This is a genomic window from Thermohalobaculum xanthum, from assembly GCF_016623495.1.
GTDB lineage: Bacteria > Pseudomonadota > Alphaproteobacteria > Rhodobacterales > Rhodobacteraceae > Thermohalobaculum > Thermohalobaculum xanthum.
This window is the reverse complement of sequence record NZ_JAEHHL010000001.1, coordinates 806,810-832,285: the sequence shown is the minus strand read 5'-3', so window position 1 is coordinate 832,285 and position 25,476 is coordinate 806,810. Positions and strand designations below refer to the sequence as shown.

General features: G+C 68.9%; 18 protein-coding genes and 1 pseudogene. 10 read left to right on the top strand and 9 right to left on the bottom strand.

What is annotated here, in order from left to right; all coding sequences use genetic code 11:
* Nucleotides 1-86: 86 nt before the first annotated feature.
* Nucleotides 87-551, top strand: a complete 465-nt coding sequence (locus H0I76_RS19755) for an alcohol dehydrogenase catalytic domain-containing protein (RefSeq protein WP_200607286.1) — start codon at nucleotides 87-89, stop codon at nucleotides 549-551.
* Here H0I76_RS19755 and H0I76_RS03885 read toward each other — a convergent pair.
* The 5 genes from H0I76_RS03885 to H0I76_RS03865 form a co-directional block, all read right to left on the bottom strand.
* Nucleotides 458-997, bottom strand: coding sequence for a carboxymuconolactone decarboxylase family protein (locus H0I76_RS03885; protein ID WP_200607284.1), 540 nt, complete (start codon nucleotides 995-997; stop codon nucleotides 458-460). The two genes, H0I76_RS19755 and H0I76_RS03885, sit on opposite strands and share 94 nt — an antisense overlap.
* Nucleotides 998-1,168: 171 nt before the next feature.
* Complete coding sequence (locus H0I76_RS03880) at nucleotides 1,169-2,221, bottom strand: ketopantoate reductase family protein (protein WP_200607282.1); 1,053 nt, start codon at nucleotides 2,219-2,221, stop codon at nucleotides 1,169-1,171.
* Between the two features lie 14 nt (nucleotides 2,222-2,235).
* Nucleotides 2,236-2,526 carry a hypothetical protein gene (locus tag H0I76_RS03875; protein ID WP_200607279.1) on the bottom strand — a complete coding sequence of 97 codons (291 nt, stop codon included), beginning with the start codon at nucleotides 2,524-2,526 and terminating at the stop codon, nucleotides 2,236-2,238.
* 51 nt (nucleotides 2,527-2,577) lie between these two features.
* Nucleotides 2,578-4,767 carry a glucans biosynthesis glucosyltransferase MdoH gene (mdoH, locus tag H0I76_RS03870; protein ID WP_200607277.1) on the bottom strand — a complete coding sequence of 730 codons (2,190 nt, stop codon included), beginning with the start codon at nucleotides 4,765-4,767 and terminating at the stop codon, nucleotides 2,578-2,580.
* The gene (locus tag H0I76_RS03865; RefSeq protein ID WP_200607274.1) at nucleotides 4,764-6,419 is read right to left on the bottom strand and encodes a glucan biosynthesis protein; all 1,656 of its coding nucleotides are present in this window, start codon (nucleotides 6,417-6,419) and stop codon (nucleotides 4,764-4,766) included. The genes mdoH and H0I76_RS03865 overlap by 4 nt, the downstream gene beginning before the upstream one ends.
* 1,961 nt (nucleotides 6,420-8,380) lie before the next feature.
* Here H0I76_RS03865 and H0I76_RS19750 point away from each other — a divergent pair.
* The 3 genes and pseudogenes from H0I76_RS19750 to H0I76_RS03850 all read left to right on the top strand — a co-directional run.
* Nucleotides 8,381-8,989 (top strand): annotated as a pseudogene (locus H0I76_RS19750) (ATP-binding cassette domain-containing protein); the annotation flags it as partial.
* A gap of 51 nt (nucleotides 8,990-9,040) precedes the next feature.
* The gene (locus H0I76_RS03855) at nucleotides 9,041-11,305 is read left to right on the top strand and encodes a glycoside hydrolase family 3 N-terminal domain-containing protein (protein ID WP_200607270.1); all 2,265 of its coding nucleotides are present in this window, start codon (nucleotides 9,041-9,043) and stop codon (nucleotides 11,303-11,305) included.
* Nucleotides 11,293-12,582: a glucoamylase family protein gene (locus tag H0I76_RS03850; RefSeq protein WP_200607267.1), complete on the top strand. Its 1,290-nt coding sequence runs from the start codon at nucleotides 11,293-11,295 to the stop codon at nucleotides 12,580-12,582. Before H0I76_RS03855 ends, H0I76_RS03850 begins: the two co-directional genes overlap by 13 nt.
* Nucleotides 12,583-12,591: 9 nt before the next feature.
* Here H0I76_RS03850 and H0I76_RS03845 read toward each other — a convergent pair whose 3' ends face one another.
* The 3 genes from H0I76_RS03845 to H0I76_RS03835 are packed head-to-tail and all read right to left on the bottom strand — an operon-like array spanning nucleotide 12,592 to nucleotide 16,387.
* Nucleotides 12,592-13,971 carry a glycoside hydrolase family 15 protein gene (locus tag H0I76_RS03845; RefSeq protein ID WP_200607265.1) on the bottom strand — a complete coding sequence of 460 codons (1,380 nt, stop codon included), beginning with the start codon at nucleotides 13,969-13,971 and terminating at the stop codon, nucleotides 12,592-12,594.
* Nucleotides 13,968-14,807, bottom strand: a complete 840-nt coding sequence (locus H0I76_RS03840; RefSeq protein ID WP_200607263.1) for an alpha/beta hydrolase family protein — start codon at nucleotides 14,805-14,807, stop codon at nucleotides 13,968-13,970. Before H0I76_RS03840 ends, H0I76_RS03845 begins: the two co-directional genes overlap by 4 nt.
* On the bottom strand, nucleotides 14,804-16,387 hold the full coding sequence (locus H0I76_RS03835; protein ID WP_325166400.1) for a glucan biosynthesis protein: 1,584 nt from the start codon (nucleotides 16,385-16,387) through the stop codon (nucleotides 14,804-14,806). Before H0I76_RS03835 ends, H0I76_RS03840 begins: the two co-directional genes overlap by 4 nt.
* 226 nt (nucleotides 16,388-16,613) lie before the next feature.
* On the opposite strand from H0I76_RS03835, the gene H0I76_RS03830 reads away from it, so the two are divergent.
* The 4 genes from H0I76_RS03830 to cls all read left to right on the top strand — a co-directional run bounded on the left by H0I76_RS03830 (nucleotide 16,614) and on the right by cls (nucleotide 21,106).
* Nucleotides 16,614-17,426 carry a hypothetical protein gene (locus tag H0I76_RS03830; RefSeq protein ID WP_200607261.1) on the top strand — a complete coding sequence of 271 codons (813 nt, stop codon included), beginning with the start codon at nucleotides 16,614-16,616 and terminating at the stop codon, nucleotides 17,424-17,426.
* A 203-nt stretch (nucleotides 17,427-17,629) separates the two neighbouring features.
* Entirely contained in the window at nucleotides 17,630-18,607 is a 978-nt protein-coding gene (locus H0I76_RS03825; RefSeq protein ID WP_200607259.1) for a tripartite tricarboxylate transporter substrate binding protein, read from the top strand.
* Nucleotides 18,608-18,941: 334 nt separating this feature from the next.
* Nucleotides 18,942-19,697 (top strand): endonuclease/exonuclease/phosphatase family protein, encoded by a 756-nt coding sequence (locus H0I76_RS03820; protein ID WP_200607257.1) that lies wholly within the window; start codon nucleotides 18,942-18,944, stop codon nucleotides 19,695-19,697.
* The gene (gene cls / locus H0I76_RS03815) at nucleotides 19,685-21,106 is read left to right on the top strand and encodes a cardiolipin synthase (protein ID WP_200607856.1); all 1,422 of its coding nucleotides are present in this window, start codon (nucleotides 19,685-19,687) and stop codon (nucleotides 21,104-21,106) included. The genes H0I76_RS03820 and cls overlap by 13 nt, the downstream gene beginning before the upstream one ends.
* Nucleotides 21,107-21,275: 169 nt before the next feature.
* Here cls and ppsA read toward each other — a convergent pair whose 3' ends face one another.
* Entirely contained in the window at nucleotides 21,276-23,669 is a 2,394-nt protein-coding gene (gene ppsA, locus H0I76_RS03810) for a phosphoenolpyruvate synthase (RefSeq protein WP_200607255.1), read from the bottom strand.
* 177 nt (nucleotides 23,670-23,846) lie between these two features.
* Here ppsA and H0I76_RS03805 point away from each other — a divergent pair, with 177 nt between their 5' ends.
* Complete coding sequence (locus H0I76_RS03805; RefSeq protein WP_200607253.1) at nucleotides 23,847-24,683, top strand: GNAT family N-acetyltransferase; 837 nt, start codon at nucleotides 23,847-23,849, stop codon at nucleotides 24,681-24,683.
* A 38-nt stretch (nucleotides 24,684-24,721) separates the two neighbouring features.
* Nucleotides 24,722-25,471, top strand: coding sequence for an SDR family oxidoreductase (locus H0I76_RS03800; RefSeq protein WP_200607250.1), 750 nt, complete (start codon nucleotides 24,722-24,724; stop codon nucleotides 25,469-25,471).
* Nucleotides 25,472-25,476: the final 5 nt, after the last annotated feature.

Genomic DNA, 25,476 nt, shown 5'->3' with positions numbered 1-25,476 from the left:
CTGCGGGCGCCTGACTCGACCGATCGCGAGGCGACGGCCGCATCTGCGTCTATCCTCGAACCCGATCGGGGGCGATCAAGGCGCGGATGCGCGCGATGGACTCCGAACGATCGGCCGGCCCGTTGTGCTCCGGGAAATGCCCGTGCCCATGCGCGGCCGCGGCCAGGGTCGCCACCGACGTGGCGGCCGGTGGCGGTTGCCGGACGGATCTTCACATCGTCGACGTCGATCTCGGCCAACCCAGGCTTCCGATCGTCTTTGACCACGAAATCGTCGGACTGATCCGCGAATGCGGGGCAGGGGGCGATGGGCTCGAGCCCGGCGTGCGCGTCGGCGTCCCTTGGCTCGGTCACACCTGCGGCGCGTGCCCCTGTTGCGCGATGGGGGCCGAGAACCTGTGTGCTGCGCCGCTCTACACCGATTATACCTGTTACGGCGGTTATGCCGGGCGCTTACGTCAGGTGTCGAGCGGCCTCGCAGCCAGCGCCTCGACAACATCGGCGTCGAGTGGCGTGCCGAAGCTTTTCACGATGAAGGCAAGCGTGGTGTAGAACCCCACGGTCGCGATCAGGTCGAGCACGCCTGTCGCCCCGAGCCTTTCGGAAAGCTCCGCCTGCAGCGGCTGGGGGAGGCGGGCCTCATCGACCAGCGCGTCGACCGCGCGGGCCAGCAGCGCGTCGTCCGGCGCCATCTCGTCGGCCGAGCCGCGAAGTGTTCGGATCCGGCTGTCCGACAGGCCGGCCTTGCGGCCACGGACGACGTGGTGATCCCACTCGTAGGCGGCATCCAGCCGGTGCGCGACACGCAGGATCACGACCTCGATGCGCTCGTTTCCCAGCGCGTTCTCGGTCACGACATGCTTGCGCAGGCCCGACCAGGCGCCGAGGAGTTCCGGGTGATGTGCCATCACCCGGTAGACATTGCCACGTCCCACGAAGCTGTCCCTCAGATGCGAAAGGGCTTCGGGCCAGTCGTCGTCGGTGAGCGGGGCGAGCATTGCCGAGTGCCTCCTGCGTCGTTGGAGGCCCAAGGTTAAACCCGCGGATCGGGAATCGAAACGCCGCGTGTCCCGGCTGGGGCGCGGCGTCAATGGCAGTCCCGGGGATGCGGGCGAGGCCGGGTCGCGGGACACGGGCACGGCACGCGCCCCCCAGCCCTGCCAAACGGATCAGGCCACCTTCACCCGGTTTGCCTCGAGGGCCGCGTCGACATTCGCGACGACTTCCTCGATGCCGGCATGGTTGAGGCGAAGCTGGCGGCCAATGCACTGCACCACGCGGTCCACGCGCTCGATCATCGGCGACCCGGCGACCACGGCGCGGGCGGCCGAGGACGGCTTGAGAAGGCTCTCGGCAGCGCGAGCATATTTCTCGAACGGCACCTGGGCCTCCGGCTCGGCGCCAAGGCGGCGGGCGATGGCGTCGACATGCTCGTAGATGGACCGCGACAGCTCGAGATCCTCATGCACGGCGTCGCGGATCGAGCGCGCGCCCGACGGCAGGATGCAACGGTAGTTGCCCGTGAGCAGCATGCTCCACTTGGCGAGCGGCGTGAACAGCGAGTCCGACACGCGCAGCTTCACCGGCACGTCCTTGCCGTCGATCGTCACGGCGTCGATGTCGGCCTCGAGCGTGCGCAGCATCTCGGTATGAGCCTCGTCCTCGAAGCCCGCGGCCTTGAAGTTGGTCGGCAGGCCGACATGCAGGACATTCGGCGCCTCTCCCTCGGGACGGAAGGCCTGCGGGTCGGGCGAGCAGAGCGTCACGAGGCCAGGCTCGAAACGGTCCCAGACGCGTGCGTCAGTGTAGGCGGGCTCCAGCAGTCGCGTGTCGATGCCGGGCAGCCGCTTGAGGAACGGCAGGGGCGGCATGTTCATGATCGACAGGCACGGCACGCGCGCGTCGGCGACGCGCATCATCAGCGTGCGGATCGCGTGCGCGCAGTACTGCGGCTCCTGCATCGCGAGGGCCACCAGGTCGTAGGCCGCCGGGTTGGCCTGCTCGGGGGTCACGGCGTCGATCCGGCCGGGCAGCCCGGCCGAGCGGATCGAGCGGTGCTCGTCCTCGTCCTTTAGCTTGATGCGGACCTCGGTGCCCTCGGAGTTGATCAGCTTCGCCGTGGCGGCGCGGCAAACCAGGGTCACGTCATGGCCGGCCATTGCCAGCTTGGTGCCCAGAAGCGAGCCATAGGAAGCGCCGAGGATCAGGATTTTATGGGGCATTGTCGCTCTCCCGCTCACTTGATTCGTTCGATGCCGGCGTTGCGTTTTCCCGACGCAATATTATTACCACCGGGATCGCCGACATGCATTTCAAACCGGGTTTCTGTGTTGATTGTAGGGTTTACAATCTTCACAAATGTAAATTTGTAAACAGGAAGGAATGCCGCCGACGATCCTGAAATCGGACCCGATCGCAACGCGGCGCGGGCCGACACCTCGCAGCGTCGTGTCCATAGCGCGTTGATTTGAAATGATATCTTGTCTGGCGCGAGCCAGACCGGCCGCAGCCGCACCGTGAGCCACACCGTGCGCACCGGCCAATGCGCCGCACGGTGCCGTCGTCGGGCAATCGGGGTTTACATGCCCAGTGCGCCCCTGGAGCTTGGGGCAGGCTCGTCCCAGCGCGCGCCCCACAGCCGCAGCAGGTCCGCCGAGCCGACCAGCACATCCCGCTCGGCGGGGCTGAGCCAGCGAACCGCCTGCGCGGGCGACGCTGCCGCCTCAATCTTTGCCCTCAGGGTGACGCGCAGGATGGTCTGCGACTCGGTCCAGTCGGGCTCCGGCCCGAGGGCCCGCAGATGCGCCGCCAGCGCGGCCCGATCGTCCGCCAGAGCCTCGAGCGAGGGGCTGGCGAGCGCCTCGAACTCTTCCTCGAGGTCGTGCGCCGTTTGCATCAGCGCGGGCTTCGACGTCTCCTCGGGCGTGGTCAGCAGGCCGGCGCGCTCCACCCACGAGGCGGCACTCCGCGCGCTGCTCCAGCGGGACAATGCGGGGGCGAGGATCAGGCCCGCCAGAACGGGCGTGATCCAGATCACCTGGTTCGGCGCGAACCATGCGAACGCCGCGCCCACGGTCAGGCCCGCGACGACGCTGGTCCAGTGGTGGGCTAACGCCTCGGGCCACGAAAGCTCGGCTCCCTCGCGCTGCTGGCGCCCCCAGCCCGAGTCGCGGCCGAGCAGGATGTCGGTCACGTGCCGCGCCTGCAGGAGCATCAGGACCGGCGCATAGAGCGCGCTCAGCACCACCTCGAAGACCGCGCTGGCAATCAGCCGGAACGCGCCGCCGGTCTTGCTCCGCACCCGGCGCAGCAGCAGAGCGCGGCACAGGCCCACCGCCTTCGGCAGCAGCAGAAGTGTCATTGCCAGCATGAAGAGACGGCGCATCCGCTCGGCATCGAACACCGGCCAGTCGGGGAATAGCTGCAGGCCGTCGGGGAAGTACTCGGGCCTGATCAGCAGGGTCTGGGCGGTCAGCACCATGCCGACCAGCAGCATGGCCAGCCAGATGGTGGACATGAGGTAGGCACCGATGCCGATCAGCATGTGGATCCGGTTCGGCAGCCTCAGCCGGTGGGCGCCGACGATCTTCGAGTGCTGCAGGTTGCCCTGCGCCCAGCGCCGGTCCCGGGTCGAGAGGTCCAGGAGCGAGGGCGGCGATCCCTCCCAACTGCCCTCGAGGTCGGGGTCCATCCGGACCTCCCAGCCGCCGCGCCGGATCAGGGATGCCTCGACGAAATCATGGCTCAGGATGTGGCCGCCGAAGGGCTTGCGCCCCGGCAGTTCAGGCAGGCCGCAGTTCTCGGCGAAGGCGCGCACCCGGATCAGGGCGTTGTGGCCCCAGTAGTTGCCGTCCATCCCCTGCCACGCGGCGACGCCGCGCGCGATGACGGGGCCGTAGATGCGCCCGGCGAACTGCTGGAGCCGCGCGAACAGGGTCGAGCCGCCGGCCAGGATGGGCACGGTCTGAAGGATCCCCAGCCGTGGCGCAGCGTCCATGCGCCGGACCATCTCGATGATCGTGGGCGCGTCCATCAGGCTGTCGGCGTCCAGCACCAGCATGTAGTCGTAGCGTGCACCCCAGCCGACCATGAAGTCGTGCAGGTTCCCCGCCTTCTTGCCGGTGTTCTGCCACCGACGCCGGTACCAGACGGCAATCCGCCCCGCCAGCCGGTGGCGCAGCTCGGCGAAGGCCGCGGTCTCGGCGAGCCACACGTCGGGGTCGCGGGTGTCCGAAAGGATGAAGATCTCGAAGGAAGTGCCGTGACCGCTGTCCGCCTGCGCTTCGCCCATCGCGGCCAGGGCACCGCAGGTCGATGCGGGGCTCTCGTTGTAGACCGGCATCAGGATCGCGGTCCGCCCCTTGAGCGGCCCGTCGCGCGGCACGTCAGGTCGTCCCGGCGCGCAAAGCAGGCCGGCAATCGTCTGCGTCGCCGACAGGGCGATCCAGCCGAAAGTGATGGTGAAGAGCCCCAGCAGCACCAGCTGCAGGAATGTGCGGGTCTCCTTGCCGAAGACCAGCAGCATCTCGTTGAAGCCATATGCCGTCAGCACCGCTGCCCCGCCAAAGGCGATCAGCCGCGCGAAGGCGGTCCCGAGGCTCGAGGGCGGGAAGGCCACGATCGGCCCGCGCGCCAGGTCCTGCGTCGGCATCTCGAGCGGCGCCGATGGCGGCGTGGGCGCGTGCAGGAAGTCGGGCTTGCGGATCTGCGCTCCCTCGGTGTCGTTGAAGACGACCGGGCGGTTTTCGCCCTGGCTCGCGGAGGTCATCGTTCTGCGGTCCATCTGTAGAGCCAGGTTTCCGATTGCCGCAGCCCGGCCTCGTCCTCGAGCGCAAGCTGCAGTTCGGCGGCTTCGGCGTCGCCGGGCTCAAAGGTAAAGGCGGCGCGGATCAGCTGGCCTCCGGGCAGGGGCGTCAGCGTGACCGGCGAGACCTTGCCGGTGCTGGCGGTCAACGTGCCCCGCAGCGCCGGGTTGCTGTCGGGCGCCGTCACGAAATCCACTGCGAAGTCGCGCATCGCCGCATTGTGGATCGAGCGGCCGCCGCGCGTCGCTTTCACCCGGGCCAGCGGCGCGGCGTCGGGCGGGGCAGCGCACCAGTGGAGCCGGTAGGAAAAGTCATGTCCCTCCGGTGACGGCTTCAACGGGTCGCGCGGACGCCAGAAGGCGACGATGTTGTCGTTGAATTCGTTCTCCACCGGGATCTCGACGAGCATGACGGTACCGGGCCCCCATCCGCCCAAGGGTTCCACCCATCCGCTCGGGCGCCGATCATAGCGCGCTTCGGCGTCCTGATAAAAGCCGAAGTCGAGGGGGCGCTGCGTCAGGCCGAAACCCTTGGGATTCTCGTCGACGAAAGCCGAAATCTCGACGCGATCCGGGTTCGTCAGCGGCCGCCACAGGCGCGTGCCCTGGCCGGTGATCATCTGCAACCCGGCGCTGTCGTGCACCGCGTCGCGGAAATCGTCGATGCCGCGCCGGCGCGCGGGGCCGAAATAATACATCGAGGTCAGCGGTGCGATTCCGATCTGGTCGATTTCAGTGCGAGGAAACAGCCGGCAGCGCGTTTGCATCACCGTGGACTCGCCCGGGCGGATCTCGAACTCGAATGCGCCCGTGGCCGACGCGCTGTCGAGCAGCGCATGTACAACGATGTCGCGCGCGTCGGGTTCCGGTTCGCGGATCCAGAAATGGCGGAAGACGGGAAATTCCTCGCCGCGGGGATCAGCAGTGCCGATCGCGAGGCCGCGCGCCGAGAGCCCGAAGATCATGCTGCGCGCGATGCCGCGGAAATAGCTCGCCCCCTGGAACACCAGGAACTCGTCAAGGACGTCGGGGCTGTTGATCGGGCTGCGCAGGCGAAAGCCCGAGAAATCCATGCCCTCGCCCGATCCGCTCGGGGCGATCCCGTCTGGGAAGGGGAAGATGGCCGGATCGAACTCGAACAGGTCGGACGAGAAGCCGAGATCCTCGATCCCCGTGGCCCGGACGATCGAGATGGCGACCCGCTGGCGGTAGACCGACCCCGGCGGCAGCAGGTCGATGGCGAAGGCGCTGCCCGATCCTGCAAGCGGGCGTGCCTCGGGCCGGAAGCGGATCGCCCGGTACTGGTCGTATTCGAGGTTCGCAAAGGGCCCGCGCAGCGTCATCGACGGCGCCGAGTATTCCTTCTCGGCGCGAGTGCGGGCGATCTCGGCGACATCCGCGAAGCCGAAGATCGGGGGTGCCGGCTCCGGCTCAGCAGGGGCGGCACTCGACCCGTCGCCGGCCTCCTGGGCCAGCGCCTTTCCGGTCGTGGCGCCCAGAACGCCCGTGCCCAAGACGCCCGCGCCTGCGCCCGCGATGAACTCACGCCGCGTCAGGCGCAGCCCAACGGCGGCCAGGGCAGCCAGCAGTTCCGAGCCATTTTCCGAACCGGGCATCGGTGATCCTCAGGAGAACGGTGCAGCACGACGAGCAACGACGCGTCCGGGCCCTTGCCTTTATGCTTGGGAAACCGGGTGTTAGAGCCGCTCACGCCTGCCACCCGGCAGGCACCCCGCGGCCCGTGCGCGAACGCGCCGCTAAATAATAGGCTTTGCTGCGCCCATCAATACGCAGCGCGAGCGTGGCGCGGAAGCAACGGCAACAAAACATATTTGGGCATTGTTGCCCTGAGCAACCCCACATTTCGTCTTGGTCGCAAGTTTGCCGCAATTGGTGACACATTTTGGGTCAGTTGGAGTTTGTAGAGACTGTTCCTGGGCGGTGGATGGTTCTGAATAGGTTGGAGCTTCGTGTGCGTCGATGGGGGCCGCTGCTGCGGATAACCGCCCCCCATTTCAATTTAAAGGCAGCGTGGATCTTAGGGATTTCTGCGCTGATCGCGTCGTTTCCGGTTGTATTAGCCAACGCGCCTCCCGAAATGCGGGAAACACTCGCCGTTGCTTGCACCATTACCTTTGACGTTTTCGCGATCACCCTTGCTGTCATCCTTTCGATCGGGCCGTGGAGCGCGGTACATCTGCTTGGTCGTGTCCCGCTTCTATCGCTCGCGCGGCGCCCTCTCGTCGCGCCCGGGCGAACGGCCACCTCGCGCATGCGTGGCTTCTGGGGCCTGCTGACGGCCTACTGGTTCTCAGACCGCTGGGTCGAGGCCTGGACGCTCACCATCGGCATGTTCGGCCTGACGACCCTGATCAGCAAGAGCAGCGTCTGGGCGGCGACCTCGAGCGCGGATTTCCTCAATTCCCTCGTGCGCTTCCACCGGCCCGAGGACGACATCGATCCGGTGTCCTACCTGATCACCGCGGCGGCGGTCTTCGCGGCGGTGCATCTTGGCCGGATCGGCGTCGTGGGCATTCGGCACCTGTGCTCGAGCACGCTGCACCGCAAGGCGCGCGGCTGGACACAGGAGCAGTTCTCGAAGGCGATCCTCGCCCAGAACCACGTCGCCGCCAGCCTGATGAGCGACCGCGACACCGCCGCTGGCGCCCGGTTGCCCGACAACATCGACCAGCGTGTCGATGAATGCACGATGAACGTCTATGCGGGCCTCGTCGGGCTCGCGATGGGGGTCTGGGGCGCGGTCGCCTCGATCTACTTCATCTCGGTCGCGGTGATCGAGCGCTCGACCGAGGTCGCGTTCCTCGAACGCGGCGCGCGGGCGTTCTCGGGGTTCATGTCAGACCGTTTCGGCCCGTCCGTCGGCGCGTGGTTCGACTTCTCGCCCGGCGAATATGGCAGCGCGCTCCTGGTTCTGCTGCTGGTCTGCATCTACGTGCCGGCCGGCCTCGTCTTCGCCTGGCGTATCGGCCGGGTGCTCGAGCGCCAGACGCTTGCGCAGCAGGCGACCGGGGGGTCGTGGCGCGGCGAGTTCAACGCCATGCTGGCGCGTTCGGGCCAGATGGCGACCTCGCATGGCGAGCGCGTGCAGGCCCGCGTCAACACCCGCCTTTACTCGGCGGTCGACAGCGTGTGGCACCGCGTGAACATCACGCGGCTCAACTTCATGGTCTTCACCGACGCTTACAACTTCATCGCCAGCCGCCTCGTCGCCTATCTGCCGGCGCTGCCCGCCTTCCTCGAGGGGGCAATGAGCTTCCGGCGTTATTCTGCGACCTCGGAACTGGTGGCGCAATTCATCAACGATACCTCGTGGTTCATCCAGGTGATGCCGGCCCTCGCGACGCTCAAGGCCAATGCGCGCCGGTTGAACGAGCTCGCCGTAGCTATCGAGGACGCGCAGGACCGCTCCGAGTTCTACACCCGCACCGGCGTTTCCGACTTCCGGTTCGAGACGCAGGACCGCGCCTTTGGGCTGGCCGTCCGCCAGGTCGAGCTGCGCCACCGCGGCCACGATGCCCAGCCGTTCCTGCGTGCCCGCGGCCTCGTGTTCCGGCCCGGCGCCTGGGTCTATGTCCGCGGCGAGAACGGCTGCGGCAAGAGCAGCCTGATGAAGGCGATCACCGGGCTTTGGCCCTATGGTTCGGGCGAGATCGCGTTCGGCGAGGGCATGCACTGCTTCTTCGCGGGGCAGGACCCGGACCTGCCCGAGCGGCTGACCCTGCGCGAACTGGTTTGCTACCCGCGCTACGACGAGGTCTATGCCGAGCGCGACGTGGCGGCGGTGCTGGCCGATGTCGGCCTTGGCAAGTTCATCCGCGAAATGGATGCGGCGCTGCATAACGGCCGCCCCTGGGAAAGTGTCCTCAGCGGCGGCCAGCGTCAGCGCCTGGTGCTGGCGCGCATCCTGCTCCAGCGACCCGAGATCCTGCTGCTCGACGAGGCGACCTCGGCCCTCGATCCGGATTCGGTGCGCGAGTTCCACCTGCTGTTGCGCGAGCATTGCCCCAACGCGGTGGTGCTCAGCATCATGCACGACGCCGAGATCCCCCGCGATCCCAAGGGCACGCCCTTCTACAACCAGATCCTGCTCATTGCGGATGGCGAAGCGATGCTGCTTCCGGTAGGCTCCGCGCTGGCCGAGCGTCGGGCGATCGCGGCAGAGTGATCCGCCCGAAAGGCGCGCCGGCGCGGCACGTCTGGCAGCACGGTCGAATAATTGAGACGCCCCCCGAACATCGACGAACTCCTGCAACGCATGACGCTTGCCGAGAAGATCGGCCAGCTCAACCTGCTCAGCGCGGGCGAGGGCCCCGAGACCGGGAGCGCCCACAGCCGCGACATCCGCGCCCGGCTCGAGGCGGGCCAGCTCGGCGCGATCTTCGGCACGAAATCCGTGCGCTCGGTGCGCGCCTGGCAGGAGATCGCGGTCGAGGGCTCGCGCCACGGCATCCCGCTGCTCTTTGCCGAGGATGTCATCCACGGCCATCGCACCATCTTCCCGCTGCCGGTGGCGCTGGTCTGCTCATGGGACATGGCGCTGGTCCGCGCCACCGCGCGGGTGGCGGCGACCGAGGCCGCGGCCGAGGGGATCAACCAGGTCTACGCCCCGATGCTCGATATCGCGCGCGACGCGCGCTGGGGGCGGATTGCCGAAAGCCCGGGCGAGGATCCGTTCCTCGCGGCGCGCTACGCCGAGGCGATGGTCGGCGGCCTGCAGGGCGATGACCTGACCGCGCTCGACACGGTCGCGGCCTGCCTCAAGCACTTCCTCGCCTATGGCGCGGCGGCGGGCGGGCGCGATTACGACAATGCAAGCCTCGCCCCGGCCGAGCTGATCGGCGTCTATGCCGAGCCCTTTCGCGCCGGCGTTGCCGCGGGCGCGGCAAGCGTGATGGCCGCGTTCAACGCCGTGAACGGGTGCCCCATGCACGCGCATCGCGGGCTGATCGAGGGATGGCTCCGTGGCGTTTGCGGCTTCGACGGCCTCGTGGTCGCGGATTACACGGGCGTGCACGAACTCATCGCCCATGGCTTGGGCGATCGCGCGACGGTTGCGGCGCGCGCCCTGCTGGCCGGGGTCGACATGGACATGATCGGCGAGGATTACCTCGCCTGCCTCCCCGAACTTGCCGAGGCGGGCCTTTCGCGGCCCGAAGCGGCGCTTGACCTGGCGGCCCCCGCGATCATTGCGGCGATCGACCGGTCCTGCCGCCGGGTGCTTTCACTGAAGCAGCGGCTTGGCCTTTTCGAAGACCCCTACCGCTACTGCGACGAGGCACGGGCGAAGGGCGCCGCCCTCGCGGCCCCTCATCGCGACCTTGCCCGCCGCGCCGTCGCGGCCTCCTGCGTTCTGCTCAGGAACGAGGGGGTCCTGCCGCTCAAGCCCGGATCGCGCGTCGCGCTGATCGGCCGGCTTGGCGACGATCGCGCCAACATGCTGGGCACCTGGGCCGTGTCGGGCGATCCGGGGCAGGCCGTCACCATCCTCGAGGGGTTGCGCGCCGTCCATGACGGTCCCGTCGATCATGCCAAGGGCGCGAATATCGTGGACGATGCGGACATCGCCGCGCGTCTCGACGTGTTTGGCCCGACGGTTCTGCCCGATCCGCGCCCCGAGGCCGAGCTCATCGCCGAGGCGCTCGCGCTCGCAGCCCGGGCCGATGTCGTCGTGCTTGTCGCGGGCGAAGCCAAGGAGCATTCGGGCGAGAGCTCGAGCCGCACCGAGCTCGACATCCCCGCGCCGCAGCGCCGCCTGCTCGAGGCGCTGGCGCAGGCGGGCAAGCCAATCGCGCTGGTGGTCATGGCCGGCCGTTCGCTGGTCCTCGCCCGCGAGTCGCGCCTCGCCGACGCGCTGCTTCTTGCCTGGTTCGGCGGCACCGAGGCGGGGCATGGTATCGCCGACGTGCTGACCGGCCGGGCCGAGCCCGGCGGGCGGCTTGCCGTGTCGCTTCCGGCGTGCTCGGGGCAGGTGCCAATCCACCACGGCGCCGAGACCACGGGCCGCCCCTGGACGGGGCAGTTCCAGAAGTTCCGCACCGGCTATCTCGATCTTCCCGGCGAAATCCCGCCGGCCAGAGGGCTTTATCCCTTCGGTTTCGGCCTTGGCTACACGCGCTTCGAGTGGGGCGAGCCCCGCGTCACGCCTGCGTCGCCCGGCGGGCCGGATGCACGGGTCACCGTCGCCGTGACCATCCGGAACGCGGGCGACCGACGCGGCACGGAGGTCGTGCAGCTTTACGTCTCGGACCCCGTTGCCCGCATCGTGAGGCCCTCGCAGGAACTCAAGGGGTTCGAGCGGGTCACCCTCGATCCGGGCGAGGCGCGCGAGGTGCGGTTCACGCTCGCCCGCGACGACCTCACCTATCTGGTGGGCGACAGCGTCGAGGGCCTGAGCCGGGTCTGGGACCCGGGCAGCTTCATCCTGCGCCTCGGCCCGAACTCGCGAGACCTCACCAGCATCGAGATCACATGGAACGACTGAACACCGGCCGCCCCGCTTCCGGCCTCGACGACGCCGCGCTGCTCGACGCCGTCAGCCGCGCGGCGCTCGACTACTTCTGGTCCTTCGCCCACCCGGTCAGCGGCATGGCGCGCGAGCGCAGCGGCGGCAGCTTCGGCTACGACACCGATGAGACCGTCACCACCGGTGGCACGGGCTTTGGCGTCATGGCACTGCTTGCGGGGGTCTCGCGCGGCTGGCTCGACCGCGACGAGGTCCGGCGGCACCTGTCGCGCATGGTCGATTTCCTGCTCGCGGCCGAGCGCGAGCGGGGCGTCTTCCCGCATTTCCTCGACGGTACGCTGGGCACCATCATCCCGTTCAGCCCGCTCGACGATGGCGGCGATCTTGTCGAGACCTCGTTCCTCATCGCGGGTCTTCTCGCCGCGCGGCAGGCTTTCGCCGAGGACGCGCGGCTTCGTACCGGCATCGACCGCCTCTGGCACGGGGTCGAGTGGTCCGCGCATCTGCGGCCCTCGGACGGCGCCCTGATGTGGCACCGCTCCGAGCGCCATCCCTGGAGCGCGCGCAGCCTGCCCATCCGGGGCTGGAACGAGTGCCTGATCACCTATGTGCTGGCTACCGCCTCGCCCACGCATCCGATCCCCGCATCGGCCTATCACGACTGCTGGGCGCGCGGTGAGCAGTTCCTGAACGGCAGGTCATATCACGGCATCCGCCTGCCGCTCGGGCCCGATGGCGGCGGGCCGATGTTCCTCTCGCACTACTCGTTCCTCGGGCTCGATCCGAACGGTCTGACCGACCGCTATGCCGATTACGGCGAGCAGGTCTGCGCGCATGCCGCCATCAACCGCGCACACTGCATTGCGAACCCCAACGGCCATGTCGGCTACGGCCCCGACTGCTGGGGCCTGACGGCGAGCGACAGCCCCGGCGGCTATGCCGCCCACTCGCCGACCGTGGATCTCGGGGTCATCACGCCCACCGCGGCGGTCGCGTCGATGCCCTATCTGCCCGAGGCCTCGATGCGCGCGCTCAGGCACTTCGTCGAGGACCGGGGCGACCGGCTCTGGGGACGGTTCGGGCTTGCCGACGCCTTCGCGCCCGCGACCGGCTGGGTGGCGCCCGCAACCCTTGCCATCGATCAGGCCCCGATCGTGGTGATGATCGAGAACCACCGCAGCGGCCTGATCTGGGATCTCTTCATGTCGGTGCCCGAGGTCCGGGCGGGCCTTGCGTCGCTGGACTTCACAAGCCCGCGCCTCGAATCCGACGTTCGGGGCGCCCCTTCGGTCTAGCGCCAGGCGTCACCCTTGGCCGCACAGCCGCTCGCGCGCCCGAAGCCGCGCATGCGCGGCCGATACCAGCGCGGCATGACTCCAGCTCAGGTCGGGGCACGAAACCGGCGCCCCCGTCTCGCGGTGGATCTGCTCGGGCAGCCGGCCGTCGCCTGGGACATGCCGGCGCAGCGTGGCAAGAAAAGCCTCTCCGCCGGCGACAAGCCATCGGGCCATCGCCCCGCTGTCGCCGGACGGCGCCGCCGGGCCGCCGTCTGCCGCACGCCGGAAGAGCGCGCTCGCGACGGCTGCATCCGGCACGGATGGCCCGGCGAGGAACCGCTCGGCCAGTGCGAAATGAAGCTCGGCCATGCCCAGCGTCGTCGGCACCCAGGGGTTGCCGCCGAAGAACCTGTCATCCGGCCCGCGCCCGATCGCGGGCGCCCCGTCGCGGTTGATGGCAAAGCTCTGGCGCGACCAGTCGATCAGCCATGCAGCCGCGCCGAGAACGCGCGGATCGGTCGGTCCGAACCTGTCATCCTCGGGGTCGGTCAGCAGCGCCCCGAGGATCACCGCCGCGTCACTCGTGCCCGGTCGCCCCCCCGCCCGCGCCCCAAGGACGCCCGAGGTCGCGTCCACGAGCCCCTCGAGTGCCGCCTCGATGTGTGCGAGCGCCACGTCCGCGCGGGCGCCTTCCGGGCGCCCGTGTGCGACCGCCATCCGCAAGGCTGCGCGCTGCGCCATCAGTGTGAACGCGTGCAGTTCGTGCTCGCCTTCCTCCTCCCACGGTCCGATGCAGGCTGCCGCGGCGTGGCCGAGCGTGTAGCCAAGGTCGAGCGCCAGCAGCGCGTCGGTCCCGGCGGCCCCGGCCGCCATCGCGGTCATGCAGGACAGCGCGCGCAGGGCAGGGCCGTCATGCTGGGGGCGTGACCAGCGCTCGACATCCACGCTCCCGTCGATGTTCGCGCGCGGCTCGCCCAGCAGCTTCTCGCCGCGCAGGGCGGCAAGCTCGGCATCGGGCCGCAGGAACCGCTGGAAGTCCGGCCGCGTCGTGGCCCGTAGGGGGTTCGTCTCGGGGCTGGGCCGCGTCGCCATGCGCAGGCTGAACGCGATGTAATCCTCCACGCGCGTGCGCCAGGTTTCTGGCTCGTCCTGTGCCAGCAGCGGCGCAAGCCGCATCACCACCGCCGCGTCGCGCACCCAGTGATAGGCATAGTCCGGCTCGGGATCCCACCGGGCTTTGTGGCGCGACGCAAGCACGCTGCCCGGCGCCGCGTCGACCACTTGCCCGAACCCCGGACGCTCGTGCCGGAATCCCTCGGCCGAGACGCAGGCGCGCAAGGCCTGTCGCGAGACGCGCTCCTGCCGCGCGAGCCATGCGTCGAGGCCGTCGGCGCCCATGTCCGTCATGGCTGGCGGCACGCGGACAGGATCCGGTCCAGCGCGCGGTCAAGGCTTGCCGCGTAGACGGCGCCCGAGGGGCAGTGCTCCTCATTCGCCAGGATGTCGAGCGCCACGACGTTCGGCAGCGCACGCGCCAGGCGCTCGGCATCCGCGGGCGGCGTCAGCGCGTCAGCGGCGCCCGTCATCACCGCAACCGGAACCGTGATCCGTGCCGCCATCGGCAGCAGGTCGTGCTCGAGCCAGGTTTCCAGCGCGCCGGGCACCTCCGACGCCAGGGCTTGCAGCGCCGCCGCGCCCATCCTGCGCCGCGCCGCGATCAGCGACGCGCCCGACACCACGGGCGAAACCGCGACCACGCCGCCGATCCGACCGCCCGCGTCCTCGGCGGCGAGGCGTAGTGCGGCATAGGCGCCCATGCTGTGCCCCATCAGGATCGGCGCCGCCGGCAGGTCGGTCAGCTCGGGCAACGCTTGGGTCCAGACGACGACGGCGCGCAGCTCGGCGACATGCCCGTTGATCGTGAAATCCTCGGGTCGGCCAGCCCCGTCGCCGGCCGCCGAGTTCGACAGCTGCGGCGCGACCACAATCAGCCTGCGCCGCAGGGCCGCGTCGGTCATGCACGCGACTTGCGGCTGGCCGGGCGCGCCGTTGCGGCCATGCGCGACGATCGCGATCCCGGCGGGAGTGCTGCCGGGGCGCACCACCTCGACCGGCATTGCCCCGCGCGCCGCGCAGGCCGCCAGCTGATGCCGCGATGATACGGGCGCCTCCCGGGTGGGCACTGTCGCGGCGGGGCCGGGCGGCCATCGCTTGGGCGGCGCGCCCGTTGCGTCGTCGCTCATCCCTTGCGGTCTGTCGTGGCCAGTGCGACCCAGGTTTCGGTCAGCGCGGCATCGCCACGGCGCAGATAGGCGCGCAATTGCACCGGCTCGGGACCGTCGGCCGAGAAGTCGAAGCTCAGCCGCCACCTGTCGGTGCCGACCACCGGGCGGCAGCCGATTGGCCCCAGGATCCTTCCGCCGACGGCCTCGATCACCGGCTCTACCCCGCTGTCGACGGTCAGGCCCTTGAGGGCCTGGCCCTGGAAATCGATCACCATCTTGTCGATCCCCTCGGGGATGTCCTGGCCGGGCGCTCCGCCCTGGCCTTGCCGGGTCGAGAACACCCGCGCCACCGTCGACGGCGGGTCGCGCTCGTCCCAGTGGATGCGGTAGTCGAAGGCCAGCATCTCTCCCGGCGCCGGCTGCTCTTCCGGGGTCCAGTAGGCGACGATGTTGTCGAAGGTCTCGTCCACCGTGGGAATCTCGATCAGCTGTACCGCGCCCTTGCCCCAGGGGCCCAGCGGCTCGATCCAGGCCGAGGGGCGCCGGTTGTAGAAGACGCCGTCGTCCTGGTAGTTCTCGAACGCCCGGTCGCGCTGGATGAGGCCAAAGCCTTTCGGGTTCTCGTCGAAGAAGCTCGATGTGCGCACGACGTTGGGATTGCCAAGCGGGCGCCAGATCCGCTCGCCTGCGCCGGTCTCGATCGCCAGCCCGTCGCTGTCGTGGATCTCGGGGCGCCATTCGTCCGCCAGGATCCGGCTGCGCTCCGAGAACCAGTACATGCTGGTCAGCGGCGCGATCCCTAGGCGCTCGACCGTGCCGCGCATGAACAGCCGCGCCGAGATGGTGGTCACATGCGGCTCGCCCGCGCCGCCCCGGCGCAGCCCGAACTGGTAGGCGCCCGACACCGATGGCCCGTCGAGCAGCGCCCAGGCGGTCACCGTGTCGTCGGGGTCCACGGCCGGGCCGATCCAGAAATGGCTAAAGCGGGGGAACTCCTCGGGCATGGCAAGGCCGGTATTGACCGCGATTCCGCGCGCCGAGAGGCCGTACTGGCCCATCGGCCCGTCGGTCCGGAAATACGAGGCGCCGAGGAACGAGACCCAGTCCGGCGCAAGCCCCGGCCGCATCACGCGAAAGCCCGCGAAGCCCACATCCTCGGGCAGGTCCCGGGCCGGGCTGTCATCGGGCATCGAGAAGAAGCCGCGCCGGTAATGGATCTCTCGCGCGGCGCCGTTCTCGACCAGGTGCACGCGCACTGGCTCGCGGAAATACCGCCCCGGATGGAACAGCTGGATCGGCGCCGACGGTCCGGCCGGCATCAGCGAGGCGTCGTCGCGGAAGCGGATCTGCCAATGCGCGTCGTAGTCGATCAGGTCGATCTGCTCGGGCACGGCAATCACGGGCGTGCGGTAGGGCTCGCTCGCGGAGCGGCGGGCAAGCTCGACCAGCCGGTCGAAACTGAAATCCGTCGGCGGGCCGAGAACGGGCAGCGTCTCGGCCGTTGCGTGCGCCGCGCCGGTAGCGCCGGCAATGGTCAGCCCAAGGGTGGCGGCGAGGCCGCCTCCGATCATCTCGCGACGCGAGAGCACAGTCGTCACTCGATCTCTCCGGGTCATGTGCAGGTGATTACAGGCTACCCACTCCTGATCGCCGCGCAATGGCAAGCGCGCAGAATGAAGCATGGCGCAAGCGACGGCGCGGGTCGGTTCTCACTCCGTACTCACAGTCGCTCGGGGCCTTGTGAACATTCTTACAGACCCGACTCGGGTATATTTGCATCCTGACAATCGAGCGAGACGACCCGCAAGGCGGGGGAGGCACAAGATGCCCAGCTTGAACAGTTTCATCATTACGGTCACCGCGAGCGCTCTTGTCGCCACGAGCGCGCTCGCCGAGCCATACGCCGTAAGCCAGACCGCGGCCTTCGAGGTCGAGGACGAGGTGCGCAACCTCTCGGCCCGGAGGATTCGCGAGGAAGATCAGAAGGATCGCCACCTCGCCATCTCGCGGCGCGTCGATTTCAAACCCTTCGATGCCTCGCTCGGCGCCCTGCAAACGGTCCGCGTCGACATGCAGCTGTTCCTGGAACAGGGTTTCTCGGGCGTGATCGGGGACGGGGCCCCGCTGGACGAGGCGCCGGGGCCGGTCGATGTCGAGGGCCGGCTGGCGACGCGCGTTGACGTTGTCGGCTCCGACGGCGGCTTTCTGCATGCCGAGGTGGTGCCCAGCGCCAGCGCGGGATGCGCCTCGATCGGAACCTGCGCCTTCGCGCATGATGAGCGGCGGGCGATGCAGCTCTCATTCACGCCGTCGACCCGAGTCTTTTCCGACGACGATCCCGTGAGGCTTACGATCCGCGCCACAACCATCGGCGGCGTGGTCTCGCAGCTCTGCGCGCCGTCGGACGGGTGGGACAACTGCCAGATCCGCCAGGCGCGGATCGGCGTCACCGTCCCGCGCGAGGGCATCCGCCTGACCTATCTCTACGCACCTGTGCCGCCGCCCAAGCGCGCATCCCTGATCCAGGATGGCGGCACCGGCTTCGTGCTCGACCGTCTCTCGGTCGTCGGCGTCCTCTTCGTGGTCAGCCTCGGGGTCGGGCTTTCCATCGGCCTTTACCGCAGGCGTGTCCGCTGAGGGCGGGGATCCCGACCACGCCCCAGCGGCGGCCGCCCGATCCGCCGCGAAAACCCTTTCCCCATCACGCACCGAGATTTCTGAGGGATTGCCGTGAGGCGCCGCTTGCCGCAGTCTGGGCAGTCTCAGGCGGCTGGTTGAGGGCGTTCGCCCGCTCGGCAGCGCTTTTTCCAGTACCGGCCGCGCAGATTTGAAGGCGCGCCATGAGTTTCAAGACTGCCTTCCCCGGCGCATTAGGGGCCATCGCCATCATCATCACCGCCTTTGCCGGTGCAGCGGCCGCGGCGGATCTCGACCGGCTTCACTTCCTGATCCCCGGCGGCAACGGGGGCGGGTGGGACACCACCGCGCGCGCGGTGGGCGAGGCGCTGACCAGCGCCGGCATCGTCGGCTCGGCCAGCTACGAAAACCTTTCCGGCCGCGGCGGCGGCAAGGCGATCGCCCACCTGGTCGAGACCGGCCCCGGCGGGGACGACATCCTGATGGTGAACTCGACGCCCATCGTCATCCGGTCGCTGCAGGGCGTCTTCCCTCACGATTTCCGCGACCTCACGCCGGTCGCCAGCATCATCGGCGACTATGCCGCGCTGGTCACGCGTGCCGGCAGCCCGATCATGAGCTTCGCGGATTTCAAGGCCGCCTATGACGCGGACCCCCAGACGCTTGCAATGGGTGGCGGGTCGGTCGCAGGCGGCATGGACCACCTCGTCGCCGCGCTGATCCTGCGCGAGGCCGGCTCCGATGCCACCAAGCTGCGCTACGTGCCCTACGATGCGGGTGGCGAGGCGATGACGGGCCTCCTCGGGAACGAGGTCGACGTCCTCTCGACGGGCTTCTCCGAGGCCGCCGCGATGACGCTCGCGGGCAAGGTGAACTTGCTCTGCGTCACCGCGCCGGCGCGGCTGCCCGATCACCCCGACCACCCGACCTGCGCCGAGGCCGGCGCCAACGCGGTCTTCATCAACTGGCGGGGGTTCTTCGCCGCGCCCGGCCTGCCCGCCGACCGGCGTGACGCCTATGTGTCCGCGCTCGAGCGGATGCTCGGCACGCCGGAGTGGGAGGCGATCCGAAGCCGTTATGGCTGGGTCGAACTGTTCAAGACCGGCGACGACTTCAAGGCGTTCCTTCTGGTTCAAGAGAAGCAGATTGGTCAGCTGATGCAGATGCTTGGATTTATTTGATAAGGTGGTGCACTAGGGAATGAATTGCCCTCGCCGCGCCCCAGCGCGTGCCGGGGGAGGTCGTCTGTTCGCGGCTTGCGGCAATGCCTTCGCGCCGCGTGTTCTTGCCTGCGCGCGCCGGCGTCACCAGATTGAGCCTGCATCCCCGCGCCGACCGAAGCTGCGCATGTCCCGGCCGGCGCACCATCTGCCAGCCACCGACGCCTGACGGGTCCGATTGACTCCAATGGCTTGCGCCGCCGCCTTCGACGCGGTGGAATGGGCGTGTAGGGCCGGGCTTTGTCGCGCCGGACCATGAGCTTGGAAGACAATCTTCCCGGAGGCGAGATCACCCGTGTTGCGTGTGGCAACCTACAATATCCGTAAATGCGTCGGCCTCGACTGGGTGCGCCGGCCCGAGCGCATCCTGTCGGTGATCGGCGAGTTGCGCGCCGACGTGGTGGCGCTGCAGGAGGCCGACCGCCGGTTCGGGGGGCGCCCCGCCACACTCCCGATGGACCTTCTGATCCAGCGCACGGGCCTCAAGGCGGTGACCCTTGGTGACGGCACGCGCAGTTCAGGCCATCACGGCAACGCCATCCTGGTGCGCGAGGACGCCGTGATCCATCGCGTCACGCCGCTCGACCTTCCCTCGCTCGAACCGCGCGGTGCGCTGATCGCGGATCTCTCGATCGACGGGGCCATGCTGCGCGTCGCCGGTGTCCATCTGGGCCTGCGCGCCACCGACCGCGCGCGCCAGGCAAGGGCGCTGGTGCGGGCGCTCGAAGACGCCCGCGATCCGCTGCCGACCATCGTGCTCGGCGACGTCAACGAATGGACCCCGCTCGGCGCCGCGGGGGCCGAGATGTGCAAGGCGTTCCAGCCGTCGCGCCCGCTCGCGTCGTTTCACACCTCGGTCCCGGTCGCGCCGCTCGACCGCATCTTCGTCGGGCCCGGCGTCAGCCTGGGGGCCGTGCGCGTCCATCGCTCGATCACGGCTCGACGGGCGTCTGATCATCTGCCCTTGTATGCCGAGGTCAGCCTTGCCGACGCGGCGACGGCTGTGGCCCGGTCCGCCGAGGCAGGGGAGGGCGCGTCATCGAACACCTGATCATCACCGTCGCCGTCATCGCGGTCCAGGCCGCGACCATCGCCGCCGCGATCCGAGCGACCCGCACGGCACGCACGCCCCAAGGAGCTGTCGGCTGGGTCGTGTTCCTGTTCTCCGCGCCGTTCATCGCGCTCCCCGTCTACCTGTTTCTCGGCCACTCGCGGTTTCCCGGCTACGTGACGGCCCGGCGCTCGTCGCACCGGGTCATCCGGGCGATCAAGGATTTCGGCCGCGAGCATCGCGCCCGCGTGTCGGACGACGCCGACGCGGGCGGCGGCGGCGTGAAGGCCTTCGAGAACCTCGCCGAGATGACTGTGGTATCGGGCAATGCGACGCGGCTTCTGGTCGACGGGGACGCGACCTTCGGCGCGATCCTCGAGGCGATCGGAAACGCCCGCTCCTACGTGCTCATCCAGTTCTACATCCTGCGCGACGACGCGATCGGCCAGGACCTCAAGAACGCCCTGGTCGAGAGGGCGCGCGCCGGCTGCCGGGTCAGGGTGCTCTACGACTCGATCGGCAGCCACGGCCTTGGCGAAGACTACATCCGCGAACTGCGCGAGGCCGGCGCGCACATCGAGAACTTCCACTCGATCCACCAGCCCCACAGCCGCCTCCAGATCAATTTCCGCAACCATCGCAAGATCGTCGTGATCGACGGCGAGGTCGGCTTTGTCGGCGGGCTCAATGTCGGGGACGAGTACATGGGCCGCGACCGCCGCTTCGGACGCTGGCGCGACACCCATCTGCGCCTCGCGGGGCCGGTGGTAGCGCAGCTCCAGCTGATCTTCGCCGAGGACTGGCACTGGGCGACCGAGGAGCGTCTCGAACTCAACTGGAACCCCGCGCGCCAGACCGACGACCGCGACGCGCTGATCCTTGCAACGGGGCCTGCCGATGTCCTCGAGACCGGCAGCCTCTATTTCTGCAACGTGATCAACGCCGCGACCGAACGGGTCTGGATCGCCTCGCCTTATTTCGTGCCCGACACCGACATTCTGCGCACGATGCAACTTGCCGCGCTGCGCGGGGTCGATGTCCGGATCCTTGTCGCGGACAAGCGCGACCACCTGTTCGTCTGGCTTGCCGCCTTCGCCTATTTCGACGAGGTGCGCGACGCCGGCGTGCGCATCTGGCGGTATGCCGACGGCTTCATGCACCAGAAGGTCGTGGTGGTGGACGACCGCTTCGCCTCGGTCGGAACCGTGAACCTCGACAACCGATCATGCCGGCTGAACTTCGAGGCCACCGCCATCGTCTTCGATCGCGAGTTCGTCGGCGAGGTCGTTGGGATGCTCGAGGCCGACTTCGCGCAGAGCCACCTCTACGAGACGCGCCTGAACGACCAGCCCAGCCTGCTCAAGAAATATGGCGCGCCCCTCGCCCGCCTGACGGCGCCGCTGCTCTGACGGCCCGCCGGGCGGCGGATCGCGCTTCGCGGGGCAGGGTCCTTGCCGATCGCATGCCCGAGATCGCGGGATGAATAGAAAAATCGATAAATTTCAAGATAATAATATCGATTTCACGCGTGAAAGCCACCCCGGCGGCATGATCTTCCGTCGTGCCGGCGCTCCCTGCCTACCGTCCCAACTCGCGCTCCGCTGCCGCGACATGCTGCTTCACCGCCAGGAAGCTGTCCGGCGTGACCGAGATCGAGTCGATCCCGTGCTCGACCAGCAGCCGCGCGAAGCCGGGGTCGTTGCTCGGCGCCTGTCCGCAGAAGCCCACCTTCACGCCCGCCTCATGCGCCCGCTCGATCACCGTGCGGATCATCCATTGTACCGCCGGGTCGCGCTCGTCGAAGAGGCTCGCGAGCCGCTCCGAGTCGCGGTCGACCCCTAGCGTCAGCTGCGTGAGGTCGTTCGAACCGATGGAGAACCCGTCGAAATGCCGGGCAAACTCGTCGGCCAGGATGACGTTCGAGGGGATCTCGCACATCACGTAGATCTCGAGCCCCTCGGCACCGCGCTTCAGCCCGTTCTCGGCCATTACCGCGAGCACCTGCTCGGCCTCCCCGGGCGTGCGGCAGAACGGGATCATCGCCACCACGTTGCGAAATCCCATCGCCTCGCGCAGGTGCCGGATCGCCTGGCACTCGAGCGCGAAGCCGTCGCGATAGGCGTCCGAGTAGTAGCGCGACGCACCTCGGAACCCGATCATCGGGTTCTCCTCGTCCGGCTCGAACTGGCGCCCGCCCAGCAGGTTCGCATACTCGTTGGTCTTGAAGTCGCTCATGCGGATGATCACGGGTTGTGGGTGATAGACCGAGGCGATCCGTGAAAGCCCGCGCGCCAGCGTCTCGACGAAATAGTCGGCCCGATTGGCATGTCCCGCGGTGAGCGCCGCGATCTCGTTCCGTGCGGCCCCGTCGGTCAGCTCGTCGAAGCGGACCAGCGCCATGGGGTGGACCTTCACGGCGTTGCTCACCACGAACTCCATCCGCGCGAGGCCCACCCCGTCGGCCGGCAAGCGCCACCACCGGAACGCCGCCGCGGGGTTCGCGAGGTTGACCATGACCTTCGTCCGGGTCTGCGGCAGCTCGGCCAGCGTGGTCTCAGTGACCTCGACCTCGGCTGTGCCCTCGTAGACGAAGCCCTGCTCGCCCTCGGCGCAGGACACCGTGACCTCCTGCTCGTCATGCAGGATCTCGGTGGCGTGCCCCGTACCCACGATCGCGGGCAGGCCCAGTTCGCGGCTGACGATGGCGGCGTGCGAGGTGCGCCCGCCGTGATCGGTGACCAGCGCCCTGGCGCGCTTCATCACCGGCACCCAGTCGGGGTCGGTCGTCGATGTCACCAGCACCGAGCCGTCCACGAACCGGCCGATGTCGGCGGCCCGCTCGATCAGGCAGACATGCCCCGACACCACCGCGTCGCCAATGCTCAGGCCATCGAGCAGCCGCGCGCCCTTCGAGGTGATCCGGTACGACCTGAGCGTGCCCTGCACCGCGCGCGACTGCACGGTCTCGGGCCTCGCCTGCACGATGAAGATCTCGCCCGTCTCGCCGTCCTTCGCCCACTCGATATCCATCGGCTGGCCGTAATGGCGCTCGATCGTCATCCCGCAGCGGGCAAGCTCGACGATCTCGGCGTCGCCGAGGACGAAGCGCCGCCGCTCGGCGCGCGAGGTCGGCACGTCGCGCGTGACCGCCTCGCCCCGCGTGGCGTAGATTATCTTGCTCTCCTTTGCGCCCAGCATCTTCGCGAGGATCGGGTCGCCCGCGCCATCGGCGAGGGCGGGCTTGAACACCTGGTACTCGTCGGGATCGACCGCGCCCTGGACGACGTTCTCGCCGAGGCCCCATGCCGCGTTGATCAGCACGACCTTGTCGAAGCCCGACTCGGTGTCGATCGTGAACATGACCCCGGCGCCGCCAATGTCCGAGCGCACCATCTGCTGGATACCGACCGAGAGGGCGACCTTCCCATGCTCGAAGCCCTTGAGGTTGCGATAGGTGATCGCGCGGTCGGTGTAGAGCGAGGCGAAGCAGCGCTTGCAGGCGGCAAGAAGCGCGTCCTTGCCGCGGATGTTCAGAAAGCTTTCCTGCTGGCCGGCGAAGCTCGCATCCGGCAGGTCCTCGGCTGTGGCGCTCGAGCGCACGGCGACGGGCAGGTCGGCCACGCCCGCGCGCGCCGCCAGCTTGGCGTAGTTCTCGACGATCGCTTGGCGCAGATCCTCGGGCCAGTCGGCCGCGACGATCATCTTGCGAACTGTCCTTCCGGTCTCGTCGAGCGAGAGCTTGCCGGCGTCGAAGGCGGCCAGCGTCCCGGCGATCCGCGTGCCCAGCCCGTGGGCCGCGAGGAAGGCCCGGAACGCGTCCGCCGTCGTTGCGAAGCCCGGCGGCACGCGCACGCCCGCCTGTCCGAGCCTGGCGATCATCTCGCCCAGCGAGGCGTTCTTCCCGCCGACGCGGCCGACATCGCCGCGCCCGAGGTCCTCGAACCAGATCACGTTTGCGGCGGTGCTCGGCATTGGCGGTCTCCGGGACAGGGGGGCGGCGATCCGGACATGCTGGGCCGAGAGCAGCTGCGCTTGCATTGACCTCCGTCAACGATCGGCGCGGCGTCCCACGCGGACCCGGGGTGTCCGCGGATGCGCAAGCGCAAGAATGGCATTGAGCACGGCGGTTGGTGCGCCTAGCCTCCGGGGATGACCCAGCCGATCCTGCGCCAGATGTCCCGGGACGAGCTCGCCACCGTCGTCGACTGGGCGGCGGCCGAGGGCTGGAACCCGGGTCTCGACGATGTCGTTCCGTTCTATGAGACGGACCCCGAGGGCTTCTTCGTCGCCGAGGTGGACGGACGCATCGCCGCCGCGATCTCGGTCGTCAATCACACGCCCGGTTTCGCGTTCCTTGGCCTTTATATCTGCCATCCCGAGTTCCGGGGGCAGGGGATCGGCTTCGCGCTCTGGAACCACGCGCTGGACCATGCGGGTACGCGCACCGTCGGGCTCGACGGCGTCCCGGACCAGCAGGAGAACTACGAGCGCTCGGGCTTCGTGCGGGCGGGCGAGACGCTGCGCTATGCCGGGGTGATCGAGGGGCGACCGCATCCCGCGGTCAGGCCAGCCCAAAGCTCCGAACTTCCGGCGCTCGCCGCGCTCGAGGCGGCGGCCAGCGGGGTGGAGAAGGAGCGCTTTTTCACCGGCTGGCTTGCCGACACCGCGGCGCGCAAGACGCTCGTGCTCGACCGCGGCGAGGGACCTCGGGGCTTTGCGACCCTTCGCGAATGCCGCGACGGCTTCAAGGTCGGCCCGCTGGTCGCGGAGAACCCGGAGGACGCGTTCGACCTGCTCCATGCCGTGGCCGCGCTGACCGAAGGCGCGCCTGTCATGGTGGACGTGCCCTCGGGCAACGAGGCGCTCGGCGACTATTGCCGCGAACTCGGGCTCGAGGTGCCGTTCTCGACGGCACGGATGTACAAGGGGCCGGCGCCCGCGACGGGGCGGCATCTGCGCGCCGTCGCGACGCTCGAGCTCGGGTGACGGCGCGGGCCACGGCAAGCGAAATCACGGAGAAGGCGATGAGACTGCAAGGCAAGACGGCCCTGGTGACCGGCGCGGCCTCGGGTTTCGGGCGGGCCATCGCCCGGCGTTTCGCGCGGGAGGGTGCGCAGGTCGCGGTCGTCGATCTCAACGCCGAGGGGGCGCGTGCGGTCGCAGCCGAGATCGGCGACGCGGCGATCGCTGTTGCCTGCGACGTGGCCGACGGTGCGCAGGTCGCATCCTGCTTCAACGATACCGTGCAAGCCTTTGGCAAGGTTGACGTGGTCGTGAACAACGCGGGATGGAGCCATCCCAACCAGCCGCTCCTCGACGTCGACTACCAGACCTTCCGAAAGGTCTATGCGATCAATGTCGACTCGATCTTCCACATGACCCATACGGCGCTGCCGCACTGGCGCCAGATCGGCGGCGGCGTGATGTTGAATGTCGGCTCGACCGCCGGCATCCGGCCGCGCCCGGGACTGACGTGGTACAACTCGTCCAAGGGCGCGGTGAACCTGATGACCAGGTCGCTGGCGGTCGAGCTTGCGCCCGACAAGGTGCGCGTCTGTGCGCTCGCGCCGGTGATGGGCGTCACCGGCCTGCTCGAAACCTTCATGGGCATGCCGGACACGCCCCAGAACCGCGAGAAGTTCCTGGCAACCATTCCGCTCGGCAGGCTCTGCGAGCCCGAGGACATGGCCAATGCGGCCCTCTTCCTTGCATCGGACGAGGCCGAGTTCCTGACCGGCGTCGTGCTCGAGGTCGATGGCGGGCGCACGATCTGAGCCCC

What these genes read in the sequence shown, in the direction of transcription:
- H0I76_RS03845 (WP_200607265.1), bottom strand. Translation starts at nt 13,971, where the DNA reads ATGACGGACATGGGCGCCGACGGCCTCGACGCATGGCTCGCGCGGCAG.
- mdoH (WP_200607277.1), bottom strand. Translation starts at nt 4,767, where the DNA reads ATGACCTCCGCGAGCCAGGGCGAAAACCGCCCGGTCGTCTTCAACGAC.
- H0I76_RS03830 (WP_200607261.1), top strand. Translation starts at nt 16,614, where the DNA reads ATGCCCAGCTTGAACAGTTTCATCATTACGGTCACCGCGAGCGCTCTT.
- H0I76_RS03850 (WP_200607267.1), top strand. Translation starts at nt 11,293, where the DNA reads ATGGAACGACTGAACACCGGCCGCCCCGCTTCCGGCCTCGACGACGCC.
- H0I76_RS03825 (WP_200607259.1), top strand. Translation starts at nt 17,630, where the DNA reads ATGAGTTTCAAGACTGCCTTCCCCGGCGCATTAGGGGCCATCGCCATC.
- H0I76_RS03805 (WP_200607253.1), top strand. Translation starts at nt 23,847, where the DNA reads ATGACCCAGCCGATCCTGCGCCAGATGTCCCGGGACGAGCTCGCCACC.
- ppsA (WP_200607255.1), bottom strand. Translation starts at nt 23,669, where the DNA reads ATGCCGAGCACCGCCGCAAACGTGATCTGGTTCGAGGACCTCGGGCGC.
- H0I76_RS19755 (WP_200607286.1), top strand. Translation starts at nt 87, where the DNA reads ATGCGCGCGATGGACTCCGAACGATCGGCCGGCCCGTTGTGCTCCGGG.
- H0I76_RS03880 (WP_200607282.1), bottom strand. Translation starts at nt 2,221, where the DNA reads ATGCCCCATAAAATCCTGATCCTCGGCGCTTCCTATGGCTCGCTTCTG.
- H0I76_RS03840 (WP_200607263.1), bottom strand. Translation starts at nt 14,807, where the DNA reads ATGAGCGACGACGCAACGGGCGCGCCGCCCAAGCGATGGCCGCCCGGC.
- H0I76_RS03800 (WP_200607250.1), top strand. Translation starts at nt 24,722, where the DNA reads ATGAGACTGCAAGGCAAGACGGCCCTGGTGACCGGCGCGGCCTCGGGT.
- H0I76_RS03885 (WP_200607284.1), bottom strand. Translation starts at nt 997, where the DNA reads ATGCTCGCCCCGCTCACCGACGACGACTGGCCCGAAGCCCTTTCGCAT.
- H0I76_RS03865 (WP_200607274.1), bottom strand. Translation starts at nt 6,419, where the DNA reads ATGCCCGGTTCGGAAAATGGCTCGGAACTGCTGGCTGCCCTGGCCGCC.